This window comes from Caballeronia sp. LZ035 (assembly GCF_031451175.1).
Classification (GTDB): domain Bacteria; phylum Pseudomonadota; class Gammaproteobacteria; order Burkholderiales; family Burkholderiaceae; genus Caballeronia.
Genome location: NZ_JARUXS010000002.1, coordinates 1091517 through 1109089 on the forward strand (window position 1 = coordinate 1091517; position 17573 = coordinate 1109089).

Annotated in this window: 18 protein-coding genes; 5 read left to right on the forward strand and 13 right to left on the reverse strand. The window is 63.8% G+C overall.

Annotated elements, in window-relative coordinates:
• Nucleotides 1–403: 403 nt before the first annotated feature.
• Nucleotides 404–1372 carry a ketopantoate reductase family protein gene (locus QCE88_RS20570; RefSeq protein ID WP_309905540.1) on the reverse strand — a complete coding sequence of 323 codons (969 nt, stop codon included), beginning with the start codon at nt 1370–1372 and terminating at the stop codon, nt 404–406.
• A 327-nt stretch (nt 1373–1699) separates the two neighbouring features.
• Between QCE88_RS20570 and QCE88_RS20575 the strand changes: the two genes are divergently transcribed.
• The 3 genes from QCE88_RS20575 (at nt 1700) to QCE88_RS20585 (ending at nt 5133) form a co-directional block, all read left to right on the forward strand.
• A complete protein-coding gene (locus QCE88_RS20575) occupies nt 1700–2845 on the forward strand; it encodes a porin (RefSeq protein WP_309905542.1) in 1146 nt (381 codons plus the stop codon).
• 97 nt (nt 2846–2942) lie between these two features.
• Nucleotides 2943–4286 carry an MFS transporter gene (locus QCE88_RS20580; protein ID WP_309905544.1) on the forward strand — a complete coding sequence of 448 codons (1344 nt, stop codon included), beginning with the start codon at nt 2943–2945 and terminating at the stop codon, nt 4284–4286.
• 106 nt (nt 4287–4392) lie between these two features.
• On the forward strand, nt 4393–5133 hold the full coding sequence (locus tag QCE88_RS20585) for an ethyl tert-butyl ether degradation protein EthD (protein ID WP_309905546.1): 741 nt from the start codon (nt 4393–4395) through the stop codon (nt 5131–5133).
• A gap of 59 nt (nt 5134–5192) precedes the next feature.
• Here QCE88_RS20585 and QCE88_RS20590 read toward each other — a convergent pair whose 3' ends face one another.
• The 8 genes from QCE88_RS20590 to QCE88_RS20625 all read right to left on the reverse strand — a co-directional run bounded on the left by QCE88_RS20590 (nt 5193) and on the right by QCE88_RS20625 (nt 11154).
• The gene (locus tag QCE88_RS20590; RefSeq protein ID WP_309905549.1) at nt 5193–5972 is read right to left on the reverse strand and encodes a class II aldolase/adducin family protein; all 780 of its coding nucleotides are present in this window, start codon (nt 5970–5972) and stop codon (nt 5193–5195) included.
• Nucleotides 5973–6085: 113 nt separating this feature from the next.
• Complete coding sequence (locus QCE88_RS20595) at nt 6086–6829, reverse strand: SDR family NAD(P)-dependent oxidoreductase (RefSeq protein ID WP_309905551.1); 744 nt, start codon at nt 6827–6829, stop codon at nt 6086–6088.
• Between the two features lie 13 nt (nt 6830–6842).
• On the reverse strand, nt 6843–7994 hold the full coding sequence (locus QCE88_RS20600) for an amidase (protein WP_309905553.1): 1152 nt from the start codon (nt 7992–7994) through the stop codon (nt 6843–6845).
• The gene (locus QCE88_RS20605) at nt 7991–8506 is read right to left on the reverse strand and encodes a nuclear transport factor 2 family protein (protein WP_309905555.1); all 516 of its coding nucleotides are present in this window, start codon (nt 8504–8506) and stop codon (nt 7991–7993) included. The genes QCE88_RS20600 and QCE88_RS20605 overlap by 4 nt, the downstream gene beginning before the upstream one ends.
• 4 nt (nt 8507–8510) lie before the next feature.
• On the reverse strand, nt 8511–8888 hold the full coding sequence (locus QCE88_RS20610) for a hypothetical protein (RefSeq protein WP_309905557.1): 378 nt from the start codon (nt 8886–8888) through the stop codon (nt 8511–8513).
• Between the two features lie 55 nt (nt 8889–8943).
• A complete protein-coding gene (locus QCE88_RS20615) occupies nt 8944–9318 on the reverse strand; it encodes a tautomerase family protein (protein ID WP_309905558.1) in 375 nt (124 codons plus the stop codon).
• 55 nt (nt 9319–9373) lie between these two features.
• A complete protein-coding gene (locus QCE88_RS20620) occupies nt 9374–9874 on the reverse strand; it encodes an aromatic-ring-hydroxylating dioxygenase subunit beta (RefSeq protein WP_309905561.1) in 501 nt (166 codons plus the stop codon).
• Nucleotides 9871–11154 carry an aromatic ring-hydroxylating dioxygenase subunit alpha gene (locus QCE88_RS20625; protein WP_309905563.1) on the reverse strand — a complete coding sequence of 428 codons (1284 nt, stop codon included), beginning with the start codon at nt 11152–11154 and terminating at the stop codon, nt 9871–9873. The genes QCE88_RS20620 and QCE88_RS20625 overlap by 4 nt, the downstream gene beginning before the upstream one ends.
• 156 nt (nt 11155–11310) lie before the next feature.
• Between QCE88_RS20625 and QCE88_RS20630 the strand changes: the two genes are divergently transcribed.
• Nucleotides 11311–12231 (forward strand): LysR family transcriptional regulator, encoded by a 921-nt coding sequence (locus QCE88_RS20630; protein WP_309905564.1) that lies wholly within the window; start codon nt 11311–11313, stop codon nt 12229–12231.
• A gap of 3 nt (nt 12232–12234) precedes the next feature.
• On the opposite strand, the gene QCE88_RS20635 is transcribed toward QCE88_RS20630, so the two are convergent.
• From QCE88_RS20635 to QCE88_RS20650, 4 genes are all read right to left on the reverse strand, one after another.
• The gene (locus QCE88_RS20635; protein WP_309905566.1) at nt 12235–13203 is read right to left on the reverse strand and encodes a PDR/VanB family oxidoreductase; all 969 of its coding nucleotides are present in this window, start codon (nt 13201–13203) and stop codon (nt 12235–12237) included.
• A 225-nt stretch (nt 13204–13428) separates the two neighbouring features.
• Nucleotides 13429–14349 (reverse strand): LysR family transcriptional regulator, encoded by a 921-nt coding sequence (locus QCE88_RS20640; RefSeq protein ID WP_309905568.1) that lies wholly within the window; start codon nt 14347–14349, stop codon nt 13429–13431.
• Between the two features lie 106 nt (nt 14350–14455).
• Nucleotides 14456–14959, reverse strand: coding sequence for a 4-hydroxyphenylacetate 3-monooxygenase, reductase component (gene hpaC / locus QCE88_RS20645; protein ID WP_309905570.1), 504 nt, complete (start codon nt 14957–14959; stop codon nt 14456–14458).
• A 21-nt stretch (nt 14960–14980) separates the two neighbouring features.
• Nucleotides 14981–16171 (reverse strand): acyl-CoA dehydrogenase family protein, encoded by a 1191-nt coding sequence (locus QCE88_RS20650; protein ID WP_309905572.1) that lies wholly within the window; start codon nt 16169–16171, stop codon nt 14981–14983.
• Between the two features lie 249 nt (nt 16172–16420).
• On the opposite strand from QCE88_RS20650, the gene QCE88_RS20655 reads away from it, so the two are divergent.
• Entirely contained in the window at nt 16421–17557 is a 1137-nt protein-coding gene (locus QCE88_RS20655) for a muconate/chloromuconate family cycloisomerase (protein WP_309905574.1), read from the forward strand.
• Nucleotides 17558–17573: the final 16 nt, after the last annotated feature.

Genomic DNA, 17573 nt, shown 5'->3' on the forward strand with positions numbered 1-17573 from the left:
TTTATTGTTCCGTGCACCATGCATGGGCGCAGGGATGTCTCCTTGATACGACCGACGCGTGCGAAAGCATTGGGCAACGCGTGCTTGCGCTGAATGGATGGGGCTCAGTTCAGACGAGCGCAACGATGAACCGTTGAACGGCGTGCGTCTATTGAATATTCGGGTGGGTCCGTTAACTGGGGCGTAAAGGCTGAAGCGCCGGTTGGGAGGAAGAGCGGGGCGACTGTGCGCGGGTATCCGGCATCAGGGGAGCGCGGTGGCGCTGCGAAAGGAAGGGTCAGGCGGCACGGCCGGGCAGGATGAATCGCTGCCCCTCATGCGAACGGACCGTGCGTGCCTCGGTCTGTCCCGGCGCGAGCGGCCACGGCGGATTGTCGGTGGCCGCCTTCGTCTTCTGAGTCGATCACTGCAGGCCGGCTTCGGCAGATTGCCGAAGTCCGTAGCTCGCAAGATGGAGCGATACGAGATCGAGCAACGCAAAGTGCTGTGTTGCCTCTGCCTGCCCGATCAAGACCTCGGCGTCGCGGATCCGGATCATCTCGCCGATCAGGTGATCCGCCTCGATCTGCGCGCCGCGCTCGATGTCTTTCATCATCGACGCTGTCACGCATGAAGCCGGGTCCGTCACAACCGACCGGATACGTGCCTCGGCGGCGTCACTGAGCGGGTATCCGGCTTTCCTTGCGACATCCGCGCATTCGTCGAACAGGGCGTTCGCGAACGCCACGCCGCCCGCGGTGATGACCGTGCCGATGGAGGCGCGCATCAAGCTCGTCATGCCGGCTGCCGTGGCGATCTGCACCCACTTCTCCCACATCTGACTGACGATGCGCCCGCTGGCAATCGCTTCGCAGCGCGCGCCCTCGAAACACGCTTCGAGTTGCCTGACGCGAGTCGAGACGCGTCCGTCGAGTTCGCCGAAATACAACTGATGGGTGTCGTTGAGATGCCGCACCGAGCCCTCGTCATCGAGCGCGGCTGAGATGAGGCAGAACCCGCCCAGCACGTTTGCCTCGTTGAAGCGCGTCTTCAATCGCTCCAGATGCGCGATGCCATTGAGAAGCGGGACGATGGCCGTGTCCTTGCCCACTGCTGGAGCAAAGGCGTCCATGGTGTCATCGAGATCGTACGCCTTGCACCCGACGAGAATCGCGTCGTATAGCACCGGTTCCCGCGCGAGCGCGTCCCGGCTCACGACTGCGGGCCGCGCGATTGTCGTGTTCCCGAACGGGCTGATAACCATCAGGCCGCGCTCGCGGATTTGCCGCGCGCGCCGCTCGCGCAACAGAAACGTCACGCTGGCGCCGTTGTCGAGCAGCCGCGCGCCGAAATAGCCGCCGAGCGCACCCGCGCCGATGATCAGAATCCGCATGATTGAGCGTTCCAGAAATGTCCTGAGCGTTGGATACGCAGCCTATCGCGTTGAAACGATGGTCGCCAATTCACGCCATTAATGAGCCGCATGAACCTCCTTGATAAGCCTGCTTAGCGTTATCGGGCAATAAGCCGGGTTTATTTTGATTCCGAGTTTTGGTTGATTTGCGTCAAAAAAATTCTGAGTCGAGACTTGCCTTCGTGTCACGTCCCACTCGTTGTTCTTCGTGCCGTGTCCACGTCGTCTGACCGGGCACAGGCGTGCTGGCGTCCCAGCCGCCGGGCGCCCGATGAGTCTCAACCAGAACAGATACCGAACCCCTACATGACAAGCAAACTCAAGGCGATATCGAAGAAAAAGACGTGCGTGTGGCTGAGTGCTCCGCTGGCATTTTGCGGCGTCGCACATGCGGAAAATGCGGTGACGCTCTACGGAATCATCGATGACGGTTTGACCTACACCACCAACATCGGCGGCAAGAGCGCGTGGCAAATGCAAAGCGGTATCGCTCAAGGAAGCCGCTGGGGAATGGTCGGCAAGGAAGACCTGGGCGGTGGCACGGCGGCGGTGTTTCGCCTCGAAAACGGCTTCAACGTCAACACCGGCACGCTCGGGCAAGGCTCTCGCCTGTTCGGGCGCGCGGCCTACGTCGGCTTGAGCAATGCGCGCTACGGCACGCTCACGCTGGGACGCCAGAACGAATTCATGGGTGAATACGTTGGCGCGTATGGTGCGAACGGCAACTGGGGCATCCTTCTGCCGCATGCCGGCGACCTCGACAATACCGGCATCGATTTTCGGGTCAGCAACGCGGTGCGCTATGTGTCGCCGACCTTGGCCGGCGTGACCGTGGGTGCGCTCTACAGCTTCGGCGGCACGCCGGGACAGTTGGGTCTCAACGCGGTCGAGTCGTTCGGCATCAATTATTCGAGCGGACCCTTGAGCGTGGCCGCCGCCTTCACAGCCATTGATCATCCGGCCACCGCCGTGCCGGAAGGGGTCTGGACCACCAGTAATCCAGTGGACGGCAACTACGGCATCGCCGCCGGACACTACCGCTCGACGGGCATTTCCGCTCAGTACACATTCGGTCAGGCGAAGGTCGCCGCGGTGTACACCAACACACGTTTTTCTTCCCTGGACCCGAGCCTGGGCGCGCGCATCGATGGAAATGTGACCTTCAATATTGGCGAACTGGTTGCAGCGTATAACTTTACGCCATCGTTCCAGATCGGCGGAGCATACAGCTATACGGCGGGCAAAGTGTCCGCGACCGGTGCGACGCCGCGCTATCACATTCTCGGCGGCGTAGCGGATTATTTCCTGTCCAAACGCACCGACGTCTACTTCCAGACCACCTGGATGCGCGCAGCCGGCGACGCGAGCGTCGCCGGTCTGGCGCCGGTGATCGGCGCGTCGGACGGGAAGAACCAGTTGATTGCCCGCGTGGGAATTCGCAGCAAGTTCTGAGCATGCGCGCGGGATGGAATGCGCGGTGTCGCCGATGTGCGCCCGTCTCACGAGGTGGGCTGTCGATCAGTCAGTTTCAGCAAACAAGGTAACTCACATGTCAAACGTCAGTGGCAAGGCAGGCAGCTACATGAGCGGATACGACGGCCGGATCAACACGGTCGTCCTGCTGTGCTTTTTCGTGATCGTATCGGAGGGCTACGACGCGGCGATCATGGGCGCGATCGTTCCGGCGCTGATGAACTACGCGCCGTGGAATCTGAATGCCGCCGAGATCGGCGCGATGAGCAGCGCGGCCTTGCTCGGCACGCTGGTCGGCTGCTATGTCATGAGTGTCGTCAGCGACTTCATGGGGCGCAAGCCGCTGCTGCTCGCGTGCGTGTCGATGTTCTCCATCTCCATGCTCGTCTCGGCCGTGGCGCCCACGCCCTTTCTGTTCACCCTGGCGCGGGGCATCGGCGGCATCGGGCTGGGCGGCGTCATCTCCGTGAGTGCCGCGCTGACGGTGGAGTTCTCGGCCCCGCATCGCAAGAACTTCAATTTCGCGCTGATGTACTCGGGCTATTTCGTCGGGGCGCTGCTGTCTGCCCTGGTGGCGCTGGCCTTCATGCAGCAGTATTCCTGGCGCTTCGTGGTGGCGGTCGGCGCGTTGCCGCTGCTGTATGTGCCGCTGCTGTGGAAGTACATGCCGGAGTCGCCGCTGTATCTGGTGTCGCGGGATCGTGCCACCGAAGCGCGGACCATCGCCGCATCGCACGGCCTGTCGCTCGATGCACTGCTCGCCGAAAGCGGATCGGCCGGGACGAAGCTCTCGCTCGGCCAGTTGTTCCGTGAGATCTTCTCGTCGCGCAACCTCTACGCGACGATCGCATTCTGGGTCGCGCAGGTCGCCGCGGTGCTGAACCTGTACGGCATCGGCACCTGGTTGCCGCAGATCATGCGCCAGATGGGCTACAACCTCGGCTCCAGCCTTGCCTTTCTCGCGACCTTCATGATGGGCTCGGCGCTCGGCGGCATCCTGATCGGCCGCTATGCGGACCGGCTCGGCCCGCGCAAGTCGGTGCTGCTCACTTACCTGATCGGTGCGGCGTGCCTCGTCGCGTTGTCCGTGAAATCGTCGCTGCTCGTGACGTACTGCCTGATTGCAGTGGCCGGGCTGGGCACGGGCGGTGTCGCGATGGTGCAGCTGGGGCTGATCTCCACCTACTACGCGCCGCATGTCCGTTCGAGCGCGATCGGCTGGGCCGTGGGCATCGGCCGCGTGGGCGCGATGGCGGGCCCGCTCGTCGGCGGCTTCATCCTGCGCGGCGGCATCGACGTCCGATGGAACTTCTACGTCTTCGCGGCTGCGGCGGTGTGTGCGGGCGTGTTCGTCGCGCTCGTGCCGAAACGCGCGCAGGAACTGGGCGCCACGGACAAGACGGGCGCGTTCACGCACTGACACTGTCCGATCCGATTGGCCGTATTCATGCGCCTTGCGCCGTTGCAGGCATCGAGCCTGAGCGACGCAGGGCGTATTTCATTTTCGACTTCGAGGAGCTCGTTACATGCGCTTCACTCTTCATCTGGAAGGCGCCATGCGGACGGCACAGGCGGCCGGAAGCCGTTCCGCGACCGCTGCGGACGCTGTCGCCCTGCACGCCTGGCTGGCGTCGCGCCACGCCGCGTTCGACGGGCTGACCAAGGCCATCGTCCACACGCCGGTCGCGGAAGGCGTGAGCGATCCCTATCACGGCCGTGAGGCGTCACCGGACTGCGTGCTGCAGCTGTATTTTTCGGAACTGGATGGGCTGGAGCGGAGTTGCCGGACGGAGGGTCCGGTCGCCGAGTTGCTCCTGGCGATGGCGTCGCACACGTGCGCCGATTACGACTGGACTCAGCAGACCATGGCCGCGCGCAGCTTCGCCGTGTCCGAGACCGACGTGTGTCTTGCCGCTGCGGACGCCCGCCCGCACTGCACCTATCTGGTCGGCTACCCGGGTCCCGCGGATGACCTGCATCTCTGGCTGCGGCACTACATCGACCACCATCCGCCCATCATGGCGAAGTTTCCGGGGATTCGCGAGGCCGAGATTTTCACGCGCGTCGACAGTCCGAACACGCTGGGTGTGCAGCGAGCGGATCTGATGCAGCGGAACAAGGTGGTATTCGACGATCCGGCCGCGCTGCACCGGGCGCTGGCCTCGGAGATCAGACACGAGATGCGGGAAGACGGCTTGCGGTTCCCGCCGTTTGCGGGGGGCAGTTCGCACTATCCGATGGCGAGCGTGGCGCGCCGCTACGCGTAAAGCGGTCCAGGTAAGCGCCCGGACCATGCGGACACGCACGGGCCGGGCGCATGACCGCGTTACTGCCTGTAGCTCGTATCGAAGCGGTCCAGACGGCGGATCAGCGCGTCGAGCACCTGATCGCCGCCGCGGAAGCGCGGGTCGTATTGCAGCGCGTCTTTCGTCGAGCGCTGGCTGATCGCGGACGACACCGGCAGGATCGTGCCTCGCATCGAATGCGTCGCCACCTGAATTTCGCATGCGCGGTTCAGCGTCCAGATCAGCACGAAGGCATGCCCAAGCGACACGCCATGCGACAGCAAGCCGTGATTGCGCAGGATCAGCAGGTTCTTGTCGCGCAGCGAGGCAACCAGGCGGTCCTTTTCCTCGTCATGGACGGTCGTGCCTTCGAACGTGTGATACGCGATCTTGTCGTAGAGCTGCGAGGAATAGATGTTGTGATCCACCAGACCGTCTTCCATGCACGCCACCGCGACGCTTTCGGTCGTATGGATGTGCATCACGCAATGGGCGTCGGCAACGTGTTCATGCAGTGCGCTGTGAATCGTAAGGCCTGCCGGATTCACGGGATAGGCACTCTCGCTCAGGATATTTCCTTTCAGATCGATCTTGATGAGATTCGATGCGGTGACTTCGTCATATGCCAGCCCGAACGGATTGATCAACAACTGATCGCGCTCACCGGGCACCCGCAGCGTGATGTGATTGAAGATCAGTTCGTGCCAGCCGATCATGTGGAACACACGATACGTCGCCGCGAGTTTCACCCGCGCTTCCCACTCGGCCTCGCTGCAGTTGCGCGGTGCGCTGCCGGGCAGCGAAGGGTGTCGTTCGTTCATTGCAATGCCTCGTCGTTTGATGGTGACCGGCTGGCCTGCATGGCGGCAGCGCTTCGATGCAGCCGGACTGGGGGTGATTGGATCGCGTGTCTGGCGGGATGAAGGACGCCGGGTCAACGCATGAAGAGACCGCCGTTGATATCCCAGCACGCGCCGGTGGCGAAGCGGGCCTCGGCGGAAGCGAGCAGCACGGCTGCATCCGCGACATAGGCCGCCGACCCGAGCTGCCCCACCGGAATGCTGGCGATGACCTGCGCCAGCTTCTCGGCCGGCACGCTCTCGTGCACGACGGGCAAGTCGAGCGGTCCGGGCGAAATGGCGTTGACCGTCACGCCGCAGGGCGCGAGGTCGCGCGCGAAGACTTTCGTCAGCGTGATGGCGCCGCCTTTGGCCGCCGCATAGTGCGCGCCGGTGGCCGAGCCGCCGTTCTGGCCCGCGAGCGAAGCGATGTTCACGATGCGCCCGGCGCCTTGCGTGGCGAAGTATTGGCCGAAGACCTGGCAGCCGAACAGCACGCTGCGCAGATTGATGTCGATGACCCGATCGAACTGTTCGGCCGTGATCTCCATCACGGGCACGACCCGGGACGCGCCCGCATTGTTCACCAGCACATCGATGGCGCCCCAGCGGTCGAGCAATGTATCGCGTGCCGCTTCGAAATCCGCTTTCGATGTGACGTCGAGCTTGATGGCGCAAGCGCTCGATCCGTCGACGCTCAAGTCCTGCGCGACCGACTGCGCCGCCTCGACGGCAATATCCGCCAGGGCAACGCGGTAACCCGCTTCGTGAAAGCGACGTGCGACGACTGCACCGAGCCCGCGTGCGGCGCCGGTCACGAGTACGACTCTGTTCGACATGGTGCAGCCCTCCTCAAAGCTTCGATGTGCCGCGTGCGAGCACGGACTCGATATGCGCGGCGACGGCGCACACCTGTTCGTCCTCGCCCTTGCGGCCGACCACCTGCAAGCCGGCTTTGAGCGCCGACCCCTCTATCGGGACGGGCAGCGTGAGCGCGGGATGTCCGCTGAGATTGAATGGCCGGATGAGCGCTGACATCGCGATCACCGAGGTGCCGCTGCGGGCGGCTTCGAGCGTGATGGGCAACGAGGGCAGCGTCGGCAGAATGAGCACGTCTGCCGTGTCGAGCGCGCGGTCGACTTCGTCTGAAAAAATGCGGCGGATCTGCTCGGCTTTGGCGAGATCGGCCTCGCTCGTATTCGCCGCCGCTTGCAGGCGCGCGTCGATATCGACGCCGAGCCTGCCGCCGCCGACCAGGTGGCCGAACGCCCGCCAGGTCTCTGCGTTGATGACGGCGAGACCCGCTGCGAACGCATCGCGCATGGCTTCGAGCCGGATGTCGTGCGACGCCAGGCCGCTGCGCGCCACGGCTGTTGCGACGGCGCTCTGGATGTCGTCATCGGCTTCCACGCCGACCACGGCGATGCGTGCGTTCATTGCCGGCTGGCGCGCCTGGCCGCTTTGAAACGACGGATCGATCGCGAGCATCACGTCGATGACCGTCGTCATGTCTCGCGCGAACGGACCGACGCAGTCGAGCGTGGTTTCACGCGGCGCGACGCCGTCACGCGAGACACGGCCGAACGTTGGCTTCAGACCGATCACGCCGCAGCATGCAGCGGGCCCGCGCACCGAACCGCCGGTGTCGGTGCCGAGCGCGGCATCGGCGAGGCGCAAGCCCACCGCCGACGCCGAGCCGCTCGACGAGCCGCCGGGTATGCGCGCCGCATCCTGCGGATTGCGCGGCGTGCCGTGGAAATCGTTGATACCGGTCATGCCGAACGCCAGTTCGTGCATGTTGGTCTTGCCCGTGATCCGCCAGCCCGCATCGAGCAGACACTGCACGACCTCGGCATGCCGCGGCGCGGGCGGCGCATCGGCGAGCGCGCGGCTCGCGGCCGTCGTAGCGTATCCGGCGATATCGATGCTGTCCTTGATCGCGATGGTCGGTGCATCGGCGGGCGCGTGGGTGGCGAGATCGAACTGTTGCAGGAAGGCGCTCATGCCGGAATTCCTTTGGCGGGATTGACTTGCCAGGGTGCGTCGAAGAGACGTTCGGTGCGGAAGTGGCGAATCAGCCAGAGGCGCTCGTCGTGCGGCGAGGGCACGAAGTCCACTTCCAGGCGCGCGCAGACGAGTTCCGCCTTGCCGTCCACGTAGCCGGACGCCTGCAGCATCATCCAGCGGCCTTTTGCCGTGTCGCCGTTCACTTCGATGTGCTCGCTCGTCAGGAAATGCGCGTTGGTGGCGAAGTGCGGCGTGGGCGGCAGGTAGCGCTGCAGCATGGCCACGATCTCCGCGGGCCCCTGCAGGCGGCCGAACTTGTTCACATACTGCGGGCCGATTCCTTCCCATACGGCGTCTTCGCTGAAGAGTGCGGCGAGCGATTCGCCAGCCAGCGTATGGGCGGGCACGTCGCACAAGGCCATGTAGCGCGCGATGGTCTTGCGCACGGCTGCATGGGCCTCGAGCGCGCGCAGGCGTGTCTGCAGCGCTTCGATGGTCGTATCCGTCATGTGTTCATCCATTGCTCGCGGCGACGGGCGGCACGGTCAGCGCGCGGCCCACACGCGCCTCGATCTTGCCGTAGCGCCACAGGTTGTATTCGCCGACCGGCGTCGTGCGATACAGATTGCATACGGCGGTGGCGGTATCGAAGTCGGCGACGTCCGCCATGATGTAGAAGGTCCACGGCGCGCCATCGGCGTGGCCGACCACCAGGCGGTCGTCATCCATGATGCCGAGCACGCGCACGGTGTCCATGGCTTCGATGGCGTTGAGCATCTTGCCGTAGGCCTGCCACACTTCACCGATTTGTTCGCGCGGCAGGTCGAAGAAGTTCTGCGAGACGCCGCAACAGAAGAGCACGCGCAATGGGAGCTGTCGGGTATCGGTCACGATGCTGGGTTCCTTCATTCCTTGATTCAATAGAGTGCCATCGTGCGGGCAGAGGCTATCTGCCGAGCGCGCGCGCCGTTTTTCCGCCGATGCCGAAATCCGTGTTGGGGATGTCCTTGATCATGACACGGGTGGACAGCAGCGGAACATCGAGCAGGGCTGCACTCGTTTCGCACAGGTGCGCGATCAGCGCCTGTTTCTGCGCTTCGGTACGGCCCGCGATCAGGATGGCCACGATGACAGGCAGCGCCGCGGAATCGGGCTTGCCGCCCAGCCCGATGTGCGATACGGGCAACTCCGACAGCAGAATCCGCACGGCTTCGGCGGGTGCCCCGATGGCATCGACGGTCGCCTGCGTGAGCCCGTGAATGAGCGATGCCTTGCGTGCGTCGGAATGGCCTTGCGGAAGGAAGACTTCGAGTGTGGGCATGACATGTGTGCGAAAGCGCATCGGGGCAACCGTTGCCGCGATGCGCAGTGGACAATCAGAGCAGGAAGCCGATGGCGTTCAGTGCTTCAGTCGAATTGATCAGGCGGATGACCTTCTCGACGATACGCGGCTCGCTGTCCGACATGCTGAGCTTGTGAGTCAGATCGGCGGCGAAGAGGGTCGTCTCGCCGCGCTTGTACGCAACGATGACCTGCGACGATTTCACCTCCACGATCCCCGCGCTCTCGTCCGAGCGCGTAAAGCGCGACACGGTCCGCACGGTGCGTGCCGCATCGGAGGCGGAGGCCGAATAGCCCGAGGTCATGCGCTGCACACGCAGTTCGCGCATGTGCCGATCATCGTAGGCGTAGTTCAGCGTGGCGGCGAAGTCGGTCGCCTCCGGATCGATGGGCACCACATAGTGGCCTTTCGGGTCCCACAGTTCCAGCCATGCGCGATAGTCGCGGCGATCCAGCAGTTCGGCTTCGCGCCAGATGAATTCGACCGCGCGCGCGAAGGTCTGGTTGCTCAAGAGTGCGTTACGGTCGTCCATCATGCCTGCTCCATCATTGCGCGCCATTGCTTATAGGCTTCGCGCATGCCGGTTTCATCGGTGGCGTGCGCGGTCTTCTCTCCGTTCGGAGCGGTGGTTTCGCGGTTGAGGCCGCGGTTCACGAGAATGGGCACGTCGGGGCCGGCATGCGAGCCGCGCTGCACCCGCTCCCACGCTTCGGCATCGTCCGGGCTGCCGAAGCCGAACGGACCCTGGAAGTGCTCGTGAATGCGCAGGCGCACGCGGTTCGCTTCGTCGGGGCCGCCGTCCATCGCCAGCGCAACGTGACGGATTTCGGTTTCATTCACGGAGATGGGCCGCAGCACGCGGAAAAACGCCATCGAGAGCGCGAGGTTCGGGAACAGGTTCAGATTGAAGCCCACGCCCATCAGCGAGCGCACGATGCGCCGCACTTCTTCCGGCGTATGCTTCTGCGCGAGTTGCGCGGCGAGTTCGTTGAAGCGCTCCGGCAGCGGCGCGCCGTCGTCCTTGTCGAGGTCGACGATTTCCGGCACCAGCACGGCGAGGCTGTGACCGTTGCCCAGCGAGCGGCAGAAAGCCTGGTCGCTCGTCATGAAGCTGGTGATGGCCGCTGCGGTTTCCTCATCGATGGATTTCATCCACGACTTGTGTACGACCGGGAAGTGATACAGGTCGGTGGTGTTCTCCAGCTGGATCTTCCAGTTGCCCTTGAACTTGAACTTGTGCTCGCCGTTGGCCTTGACCGGATAGCCGGCGCCCTGCTTCATGAACAGGTCGATCCACGGTCTTGCGCCGCCAAGGAAGTCTTCGAGCGGTTCGATCGCGTCGTTGAAGCTCGCGAAGATCAGCCCTTGATAGATTCCGACGCGCAGTTTCTTGAGCGGCAGATCGCCTTTCTCGCAGACGCCTTCATAGCCGTCGCCATAGGGCAGGGCGCGCAGCGTGCCATCGAGCGCATAGGACCAGCTGTGATACGGGCACGTGAAGCCCTTCGCGTTGCCCTTGTGCTCCTCGCACACGGTGGCGCCGCGATGCCGGCAACGGTTCTGCAGCACATGCACCGCGCCGGCCTTGTCGCGCACCACGATGACCGGCTGACGGCCGATGGTCGTCGTGATGAAGTCGCCCGGTTTCGGCAACTCGCTGTCATGCGCGACCCAGACCCAGGTCTTGTAGAAGATGCGTTCGAGCTCTTCCTCGAAGAGTTGCGGGTCGGTGTAGAGGGAAGGCGCAATGCGATCAGCCTCGGCACGTTTGCCGAGCGCGCTCGTGTCGATGGTTTGGTAGGTTGGCGTACTCATCGTAATCGTGGGGAAGTTGAGTGGCTAACACGAGGTGCGCCATTCGACATCCGCGCATCCTCTCGTTGACAGCAGTCTCGCTTTGCACGGATCATGCGTCAAATCGATTAAAAAGAGGTCGCCCGATAAGTGCGGCCGATATCTCGCGAGTCCCCCATGACATCCATCGACCACGTCGACCTCAACCTGCTGCGCGTATTTCAGGCCATCGTGGAAGAGCGCAGCCTGACGAAAGCCGGCGAACGGCTGGCGCTCTCGCAACCCGCCGTGAGTTACTCGCTGGGCCGTCTGCGCACCCTGTTCGACGACACACTGTTCATCCGCACGCGTTCCGGCATGCAGCCCACGCCTGTAGCGCTGGAACTCGCGGAGATCGTCGGGCGCGCGCTCGACACCGTGCGTCAGGCGCTGCGTTATGCGGAGCGTTTCGATTCCGCAACCAGCACGCGCACGTTCCGCCTGTCGCTTTCGGACGCCGGCGAGATGGCGTATCTTCCGGCGCTATGCGCCGCGCTTCAGGAGGCTGCGCCGCGCGTGAAAGTGGTGGTCGAGCCGATGCCGGTCGAAGACATCGAAGAGGCGCTGCGGTCAAGCAGGCTGGATTTTGCGATCGGCAATTTGCCATCGCTGCTGCCGCGCACGCGGCACGAGCTGTTGTTCGAAGAGTCGTACGTATGCATGACCCGCAAGCGGAAGGATCTGCCGAAAGGGGACACGCTCGAGCTCGAACCGTTTTTGTCGGCGTCGCATGTGCAGGTGCGCTCGCTCGAACATAGCCACCATTCGCTCGACGACGCGTTGCGCGCGCAAGGTGTCGGACGCAATATCGCGCTGGCGCTGCCACATTTCGTCGCGGTGCCCGGCGTGCTCGCCGCCACCGATCTCTTCGCCACGTTGCCTGAGCGCCTCGCGCATATTCTCAATCGCGGCGATGCGTTCCGTATCTATGCGTTGCCCGTGCATTTGCCGAAAGCGGCCGTGACGATGCACTGGCACGAGCATTTTCACGAGGACGAAGGCATTGCCTGGATGCGCGGCCTGATGACCGAGATCCTCGCGAGCTTCACGGCGATGTGACGCTCACAGATCGAGTACGAGCACCGGCGTTCGTGAGCGGGACACGCAGCAGCAGATCACGCCGTTGCTCGCGCGTTCCGCCTTGCTCAGGCAATGATCGCGATGCTCCGGCTCGCCGCTTACGACATCGACCATGCAGGTGCCGCATACGCCCTCGCCGCATGATGTATCCACCTCGATGCCAAGCGTTGCAAGTGCCTCCACGATGGACGTCTCCGCACCCACGCGCACGGCCTGTCCCGTGCTCGCGATCTGCACCTCGAAGCTGTCGAGCGATGCGTCGCTTGCAAGCGCGGGCTCGGCCTTGAAGCGCTCCAGATGGATCGATTCGGCGGGCAGGCGCGTGTTCGCCGTCTCGACGACGAGGTCCATGAAGGGCGCCGGACCGCAGGTGTAGACGTGCGCATCGGCGCCTGCTTCGCGCACGCAGGCATCGAGGGCGGCTGGGAGCGCATCGCGCTGGACGCCGAAATGCAGCTTCACGTGCGCATCGAAGGGCGCGCGGGTGAGCAAGGTCATGAAAGCCGCATGCGCCTCGCTGCGCGCGAAATAGTGCAACGTGAAACGCGCCTGGCGTGCGGCAAGTCGGTATGCCATGGAAAGCAAGGGTGTAATGCCGATGCCGGCGCCGATCAACACATGCTCGCCCGCGCCTTCCTCCAGCTTGAACAGGTTGCGCGGCGCGCTCACCGACAGTTCGCTGCCGACGCTCACCTCCTCGTGCAATGAACGCGACCCGCCGCGCGACTGCTCTTCTTTCTTCACGGCGAAGATGTGCGTCTCGACGCATTCGGGATCGCCGCACAGCGAGTATTGCCGCGTGACGCCCGATGGGCCGGTGACGTCGATATGCGCACCGGGTTCGTAACGCACGAAGGGCAGTCCGTCGAGACGCGAGATGCTGAAGGAGCGCACGCCGTGCGCTTCCTCGCGTAGCGCGTCGACGCGGACCTTGAGGACTTGAGCTTGCATGATGCCTTCCGATGTGTCTTCCAGTGACGATGCGTCCAGATTAGCGATCTGCGCCCGATAAGAAAAATAGATTAAAAAGCCGTTTGTTCATCGATGGGGCTTATGTCCGGGCGACGATGCAGTCAGTGCGCGATCGGGCGTCGCCGTGCTGGGTCGGGACGGGCGTCAAACAGGCAGAGAGCGACGTGCTGTATCAATCACGCAGATACATGCATGCTTCCCTCATTACCCGCCGGGCTGGTGGAACATGGCGTGAAGCGACTCCCGCAGCCAGGCAATGCCGGGATCGGAGGCGAACTGCGTGTGGGAATGCACCTTGATTTCGATGGGCGGCAGCGAGAAGGGCAAGGGCAGGATCCGGAACGCCTTGCCGCGATTGAAACGTTGCGCGATGCTCTTCGGGAAGATCACCGCGAGGTCGGTGTGCATCACGATTTCGGGCGCGACCACGAAATGCGGCAGTCGCAGCACGACATCGCGTTTGAGTTCGAGGTCGTCGAGCCATTGCTCGACCATGCGGTGGCCCGTGGCATTGGTGCTCGCATAGACGTAGCGCAGCGTCGCCAGGTCCTCGCGCGACGGTCGGGTCTTGCGCAGCGGATGACCGGCGCGCACTACACACACATGCTCGTCCACGAACAGTGTCTGGCTGACGCAACCCGCGTCGAGGCCCGGCACGTAGCCCAGCGCAAGATCGATTTCACCGGCGCGCATGGCCGCGCTCACGGACTCCACCGGAACGTTCGCCACTTCGATGCGGATGCCGCGCGCCTCGCGATCCAGCATCGCGACCAGCGGCGGCAGGAAATAGAACTCCGACATGTCGGACATGGAGACGCGAAAGACGCGCTGCGCGGTGGCCGGATCGAACTGCGCGAGTTGCTGCATGGCGTCGTTGATGATCGCGAAGGCCTGCGCAAGCGGCGGATAGAGCCGGAAGGCGGCGTCGGTGGGCACCATGCCGCCGGGCGTGCGCTGGAACAGTGGATCGTCGAAGAGACCGCGCAGCCGGCGCAGCGCGTGGCTGACCGCCGGTTGCGTGAGGCCGAGTCGGTCGCCCGCCGCAGTCAGGCTACGCAGGTCCCAGATGGCGAGAAACACGCGCAGCAGGTTCAGGTCGGCTATGCCGGATGAAGGCTTGGTCATGCACGTCGCTCGCAAACGAAGGCGTACAGCGCATTGCGCGCCGCGCCGGTCAGGGTGCCCCGAGATTAACGCAGATGCGCCCCGTTGCAAAATGCGGCCCAGCGCGTCACACGGTCTCGCACGTGAGGTGATGGAACCTTCTGTCGAAGTAGACGAGTCCACCTGCCTGGCCGCGCAAATCGATGTGCTCGATCTGCACGAAAATCACCGAGTGCGAACCGACCGTCTTGCTGTCGACGATGTGGCCTTCGAGCGTGACGAGCGCATCGTCGAGCACCGGGACGCCGAGACGGCCTGGCCGCCACGCGACGCGCTCGAAGCGTTCCTCCATCGTGCAACCTGTCATGCCGGCGAACACGCTGGCCGGTTCCTGGCCACGCACCCCGAGTACGTTGATGCACACGTCGCCGTGATCATGCAGCACGTCATGCACGAAACTCGACTGATTGATGCAGACGAGCATGGTGGGCGGCGAATCGGTCACCGAGCAGACCGCGCTGGCCGTGATGCCGCAGCGCCCGCGCGGTCCGTCGGTGGTGATGACGTTCACAGCTGCCGCGAGACTCGCCATCGCGTTGCGGAACTGGATGCGTCGTTCATCGTGTGTCATGGCTGTCGGTCCTGGGGCGCTTCAGGGATAGGGCGTGACCGGCGGAATGCCGACGAACACCGCACCCGACGCGTCGAACGTGCCTTCGCCGAGGAATGCATGCTGCGTGACGACGATCGAATCGCGCACCAGGCGCTGCATTCTGCTGGTGCGGTAGATTGCGCCGATCCCCGCCATCTTGTAGGCGTTCATCACGATCTCCGCGCACGTCTGCGCCGCATGTGTGGCGGATAGCCGAAGCAGATTGGCTTCCGGCGCCAGCACCGGGTCGCCCGCGAGCACGGTGCGCCAGGAGTTCTCTGCGGATTCGAAGAAGAAAGCCCGGGCGCTGCGCAGTTGCGCTTCGGCTTGCGCGATGCCCGAACGATAGTAAGCGCGGTCGGCAAGACGCGGGGCGCCCGTCGTGGTCTTCGTGACGCCGGACATGCCGGCGAGCAGATCGAGCGCCGCCCGCGCGAGGCCGATATTCACGGCCGCATGAACCTGGGCCTGATAGGCGATGGCGGGATAGCGATAGAGCGGTTCGTCGATCAGCGCCGCGCCGCCGCGCACGAAGGTCCATGGTTCAGCGACATATTTGTCCTTCAGGCGCAGGTCATGACTGCCGGTGCCCTGCATGCCGACTACGTTCCAGTTATCGACGATCTCGACTTCGTTCGCGGGAAACACCGCGGTGAAGGGCTTGCCTGCGTTTGTGCCGTCGGAACTGGCCGGCGCGCCGCCGATCCCCACGCCGATCCAGTCGGCGCCCTTGCAGCCGCTCGCGAAGTGCCATTGTCCCGAGACGAGGAACCCGCCTTCCGCGCGCGCTGCCTTTTGCAGCGGATAGAGGCCGCCGGAAAACACCTGATCCGGACCGGACGCGTAGATGATTGCCTGCGTTTCGACGGGCAGCGACGCGAGGTAGGTGTTGGCCGAACCGAACGCGGCGACCCATGCCGTCGATCCATCCGCAACGGCGATGCGTTCGAGTATTTCCAGAAAGCGCGGCGGCGGCAGGGCATCGCCGCCAAAGCGCTTCGGCGTGCTGGCGCGGAAGATGCCCGCGCGCTTCATCTTCGCGACCATGTCGCGGGGCACATGCGACAGCGTGTCGAATTCGTCGCGGCGCCGCACGACTTCTTCGATCAGCGCATCCAGCGTCAGCGGGCCGGCATAAGCCGGGTAATCGGTTTGCGAGTCGATGAGCGAATCGCTCTGAAGAGCATGCATGCGTGATACCTCTTGATCGATGATGTTCGATGGTTCGCCTGGTGCTTCGAACGATATGAGCAGCGCGTGCACCGGTCAAATTCGAGCCAAAAATGCGGGATATGAATTCGCTGCATGAGCTCGTTCGGCCATGCCCGCATGACCCGATAAGCGCCATGGATTCGAATGGACACATTTGATTGATTTGACGGATGGCAACGCGGTCTTTACCGTTTTCACGCTGTCCAACAACGAACCAGAACATTCCCCATGACTACCGCGACGATCGAACGCATCGAAACCCGCCTTGTCGATCTGCCGACGATCCGCCCTCACAAACTCTCGGTCGCCACCATGCACGGGCAGACCTTGATGCTGGTGAAAGTGTTTTGCAGCGACGGCGTGGTCGGGATGGGCGAGGGCACGACGATCGCCGGCATGGCATATGGTCCGGAAAGCCCGGAGTCGATGAAGCTCGCGATCGACGCCTATCTGGCGCCCGCGATGATCGGCCGTGACGCAACGCGCGTGCAGGCCTTGATGGCGCATGTCGGCAAGCTGGTGAAGATCAATCACTTCGCGAAGAGCGCACTTGAAACCGCGCTGCTCGATGCACAGGGCAAACGCCTTGGCATCGCGCTCAGCGAATTGCTGGGCGGGCGCAGGCGCGAGCGCCTGGCCGTGGCGTGGACGCTTGCGTCCGGCGATACCGCGAAGGATATTGCGGAAGCCGAATGCATGCTCGAAGCGCGTCGTCATCGCATCTTCAAACTGAAGATCGGTGCGAAGGACATCCGGCAGGATATCGAGCATGTTGCGCAGATCAAGCGGGCGCTTGGCGAGCGCGGCTCGGTGCGCGTCGACGTCAACATGGCGTGGAGCGAGACACAGGCGGCCTGGGCCATTCCCGCGCTGGCCGATGCGGGTTGCGAACTGGTGGAGCAACCGGTTGCGTCCGTTGCCTCACTGGCGCGTCTCATGCGTCGCTTTCCCGTGGCATTGATGGCCGATGAAATCCTGCAAGGCCCGGAGAGCGCGTTCGACATCGCGCAACGCCACGGCGCCGATGTATTCGCCATCAAGATCGAGCAGAGCGGAGGCGTGTTCGCCGCGCAACGCGTTGCCGCCGTCGCGGATGCGGCGGGTATCGAACTCTATGGCGGCACGATGCTGGAAGGCGCGTTCAGCACGGTGGCCTCGGCGCATCTGTTCTCGACCTTCGTGAATCTCCAGTGGGGTACGGAGTTGTTCGGGCCGCTACTGATCACCGAAGAGATTCTGACGAAGCCGCTCGACTACAGCGACTTCGAACTCACCGTGCCGGATGGTCCGGGCCTGGGCATCGAGCTTGACGAAGCGGTGGTCAAGCGCTTCACCCGCGACGGCCTCATCAAGGTCACCCGCTGACGCGGTATTCATCATC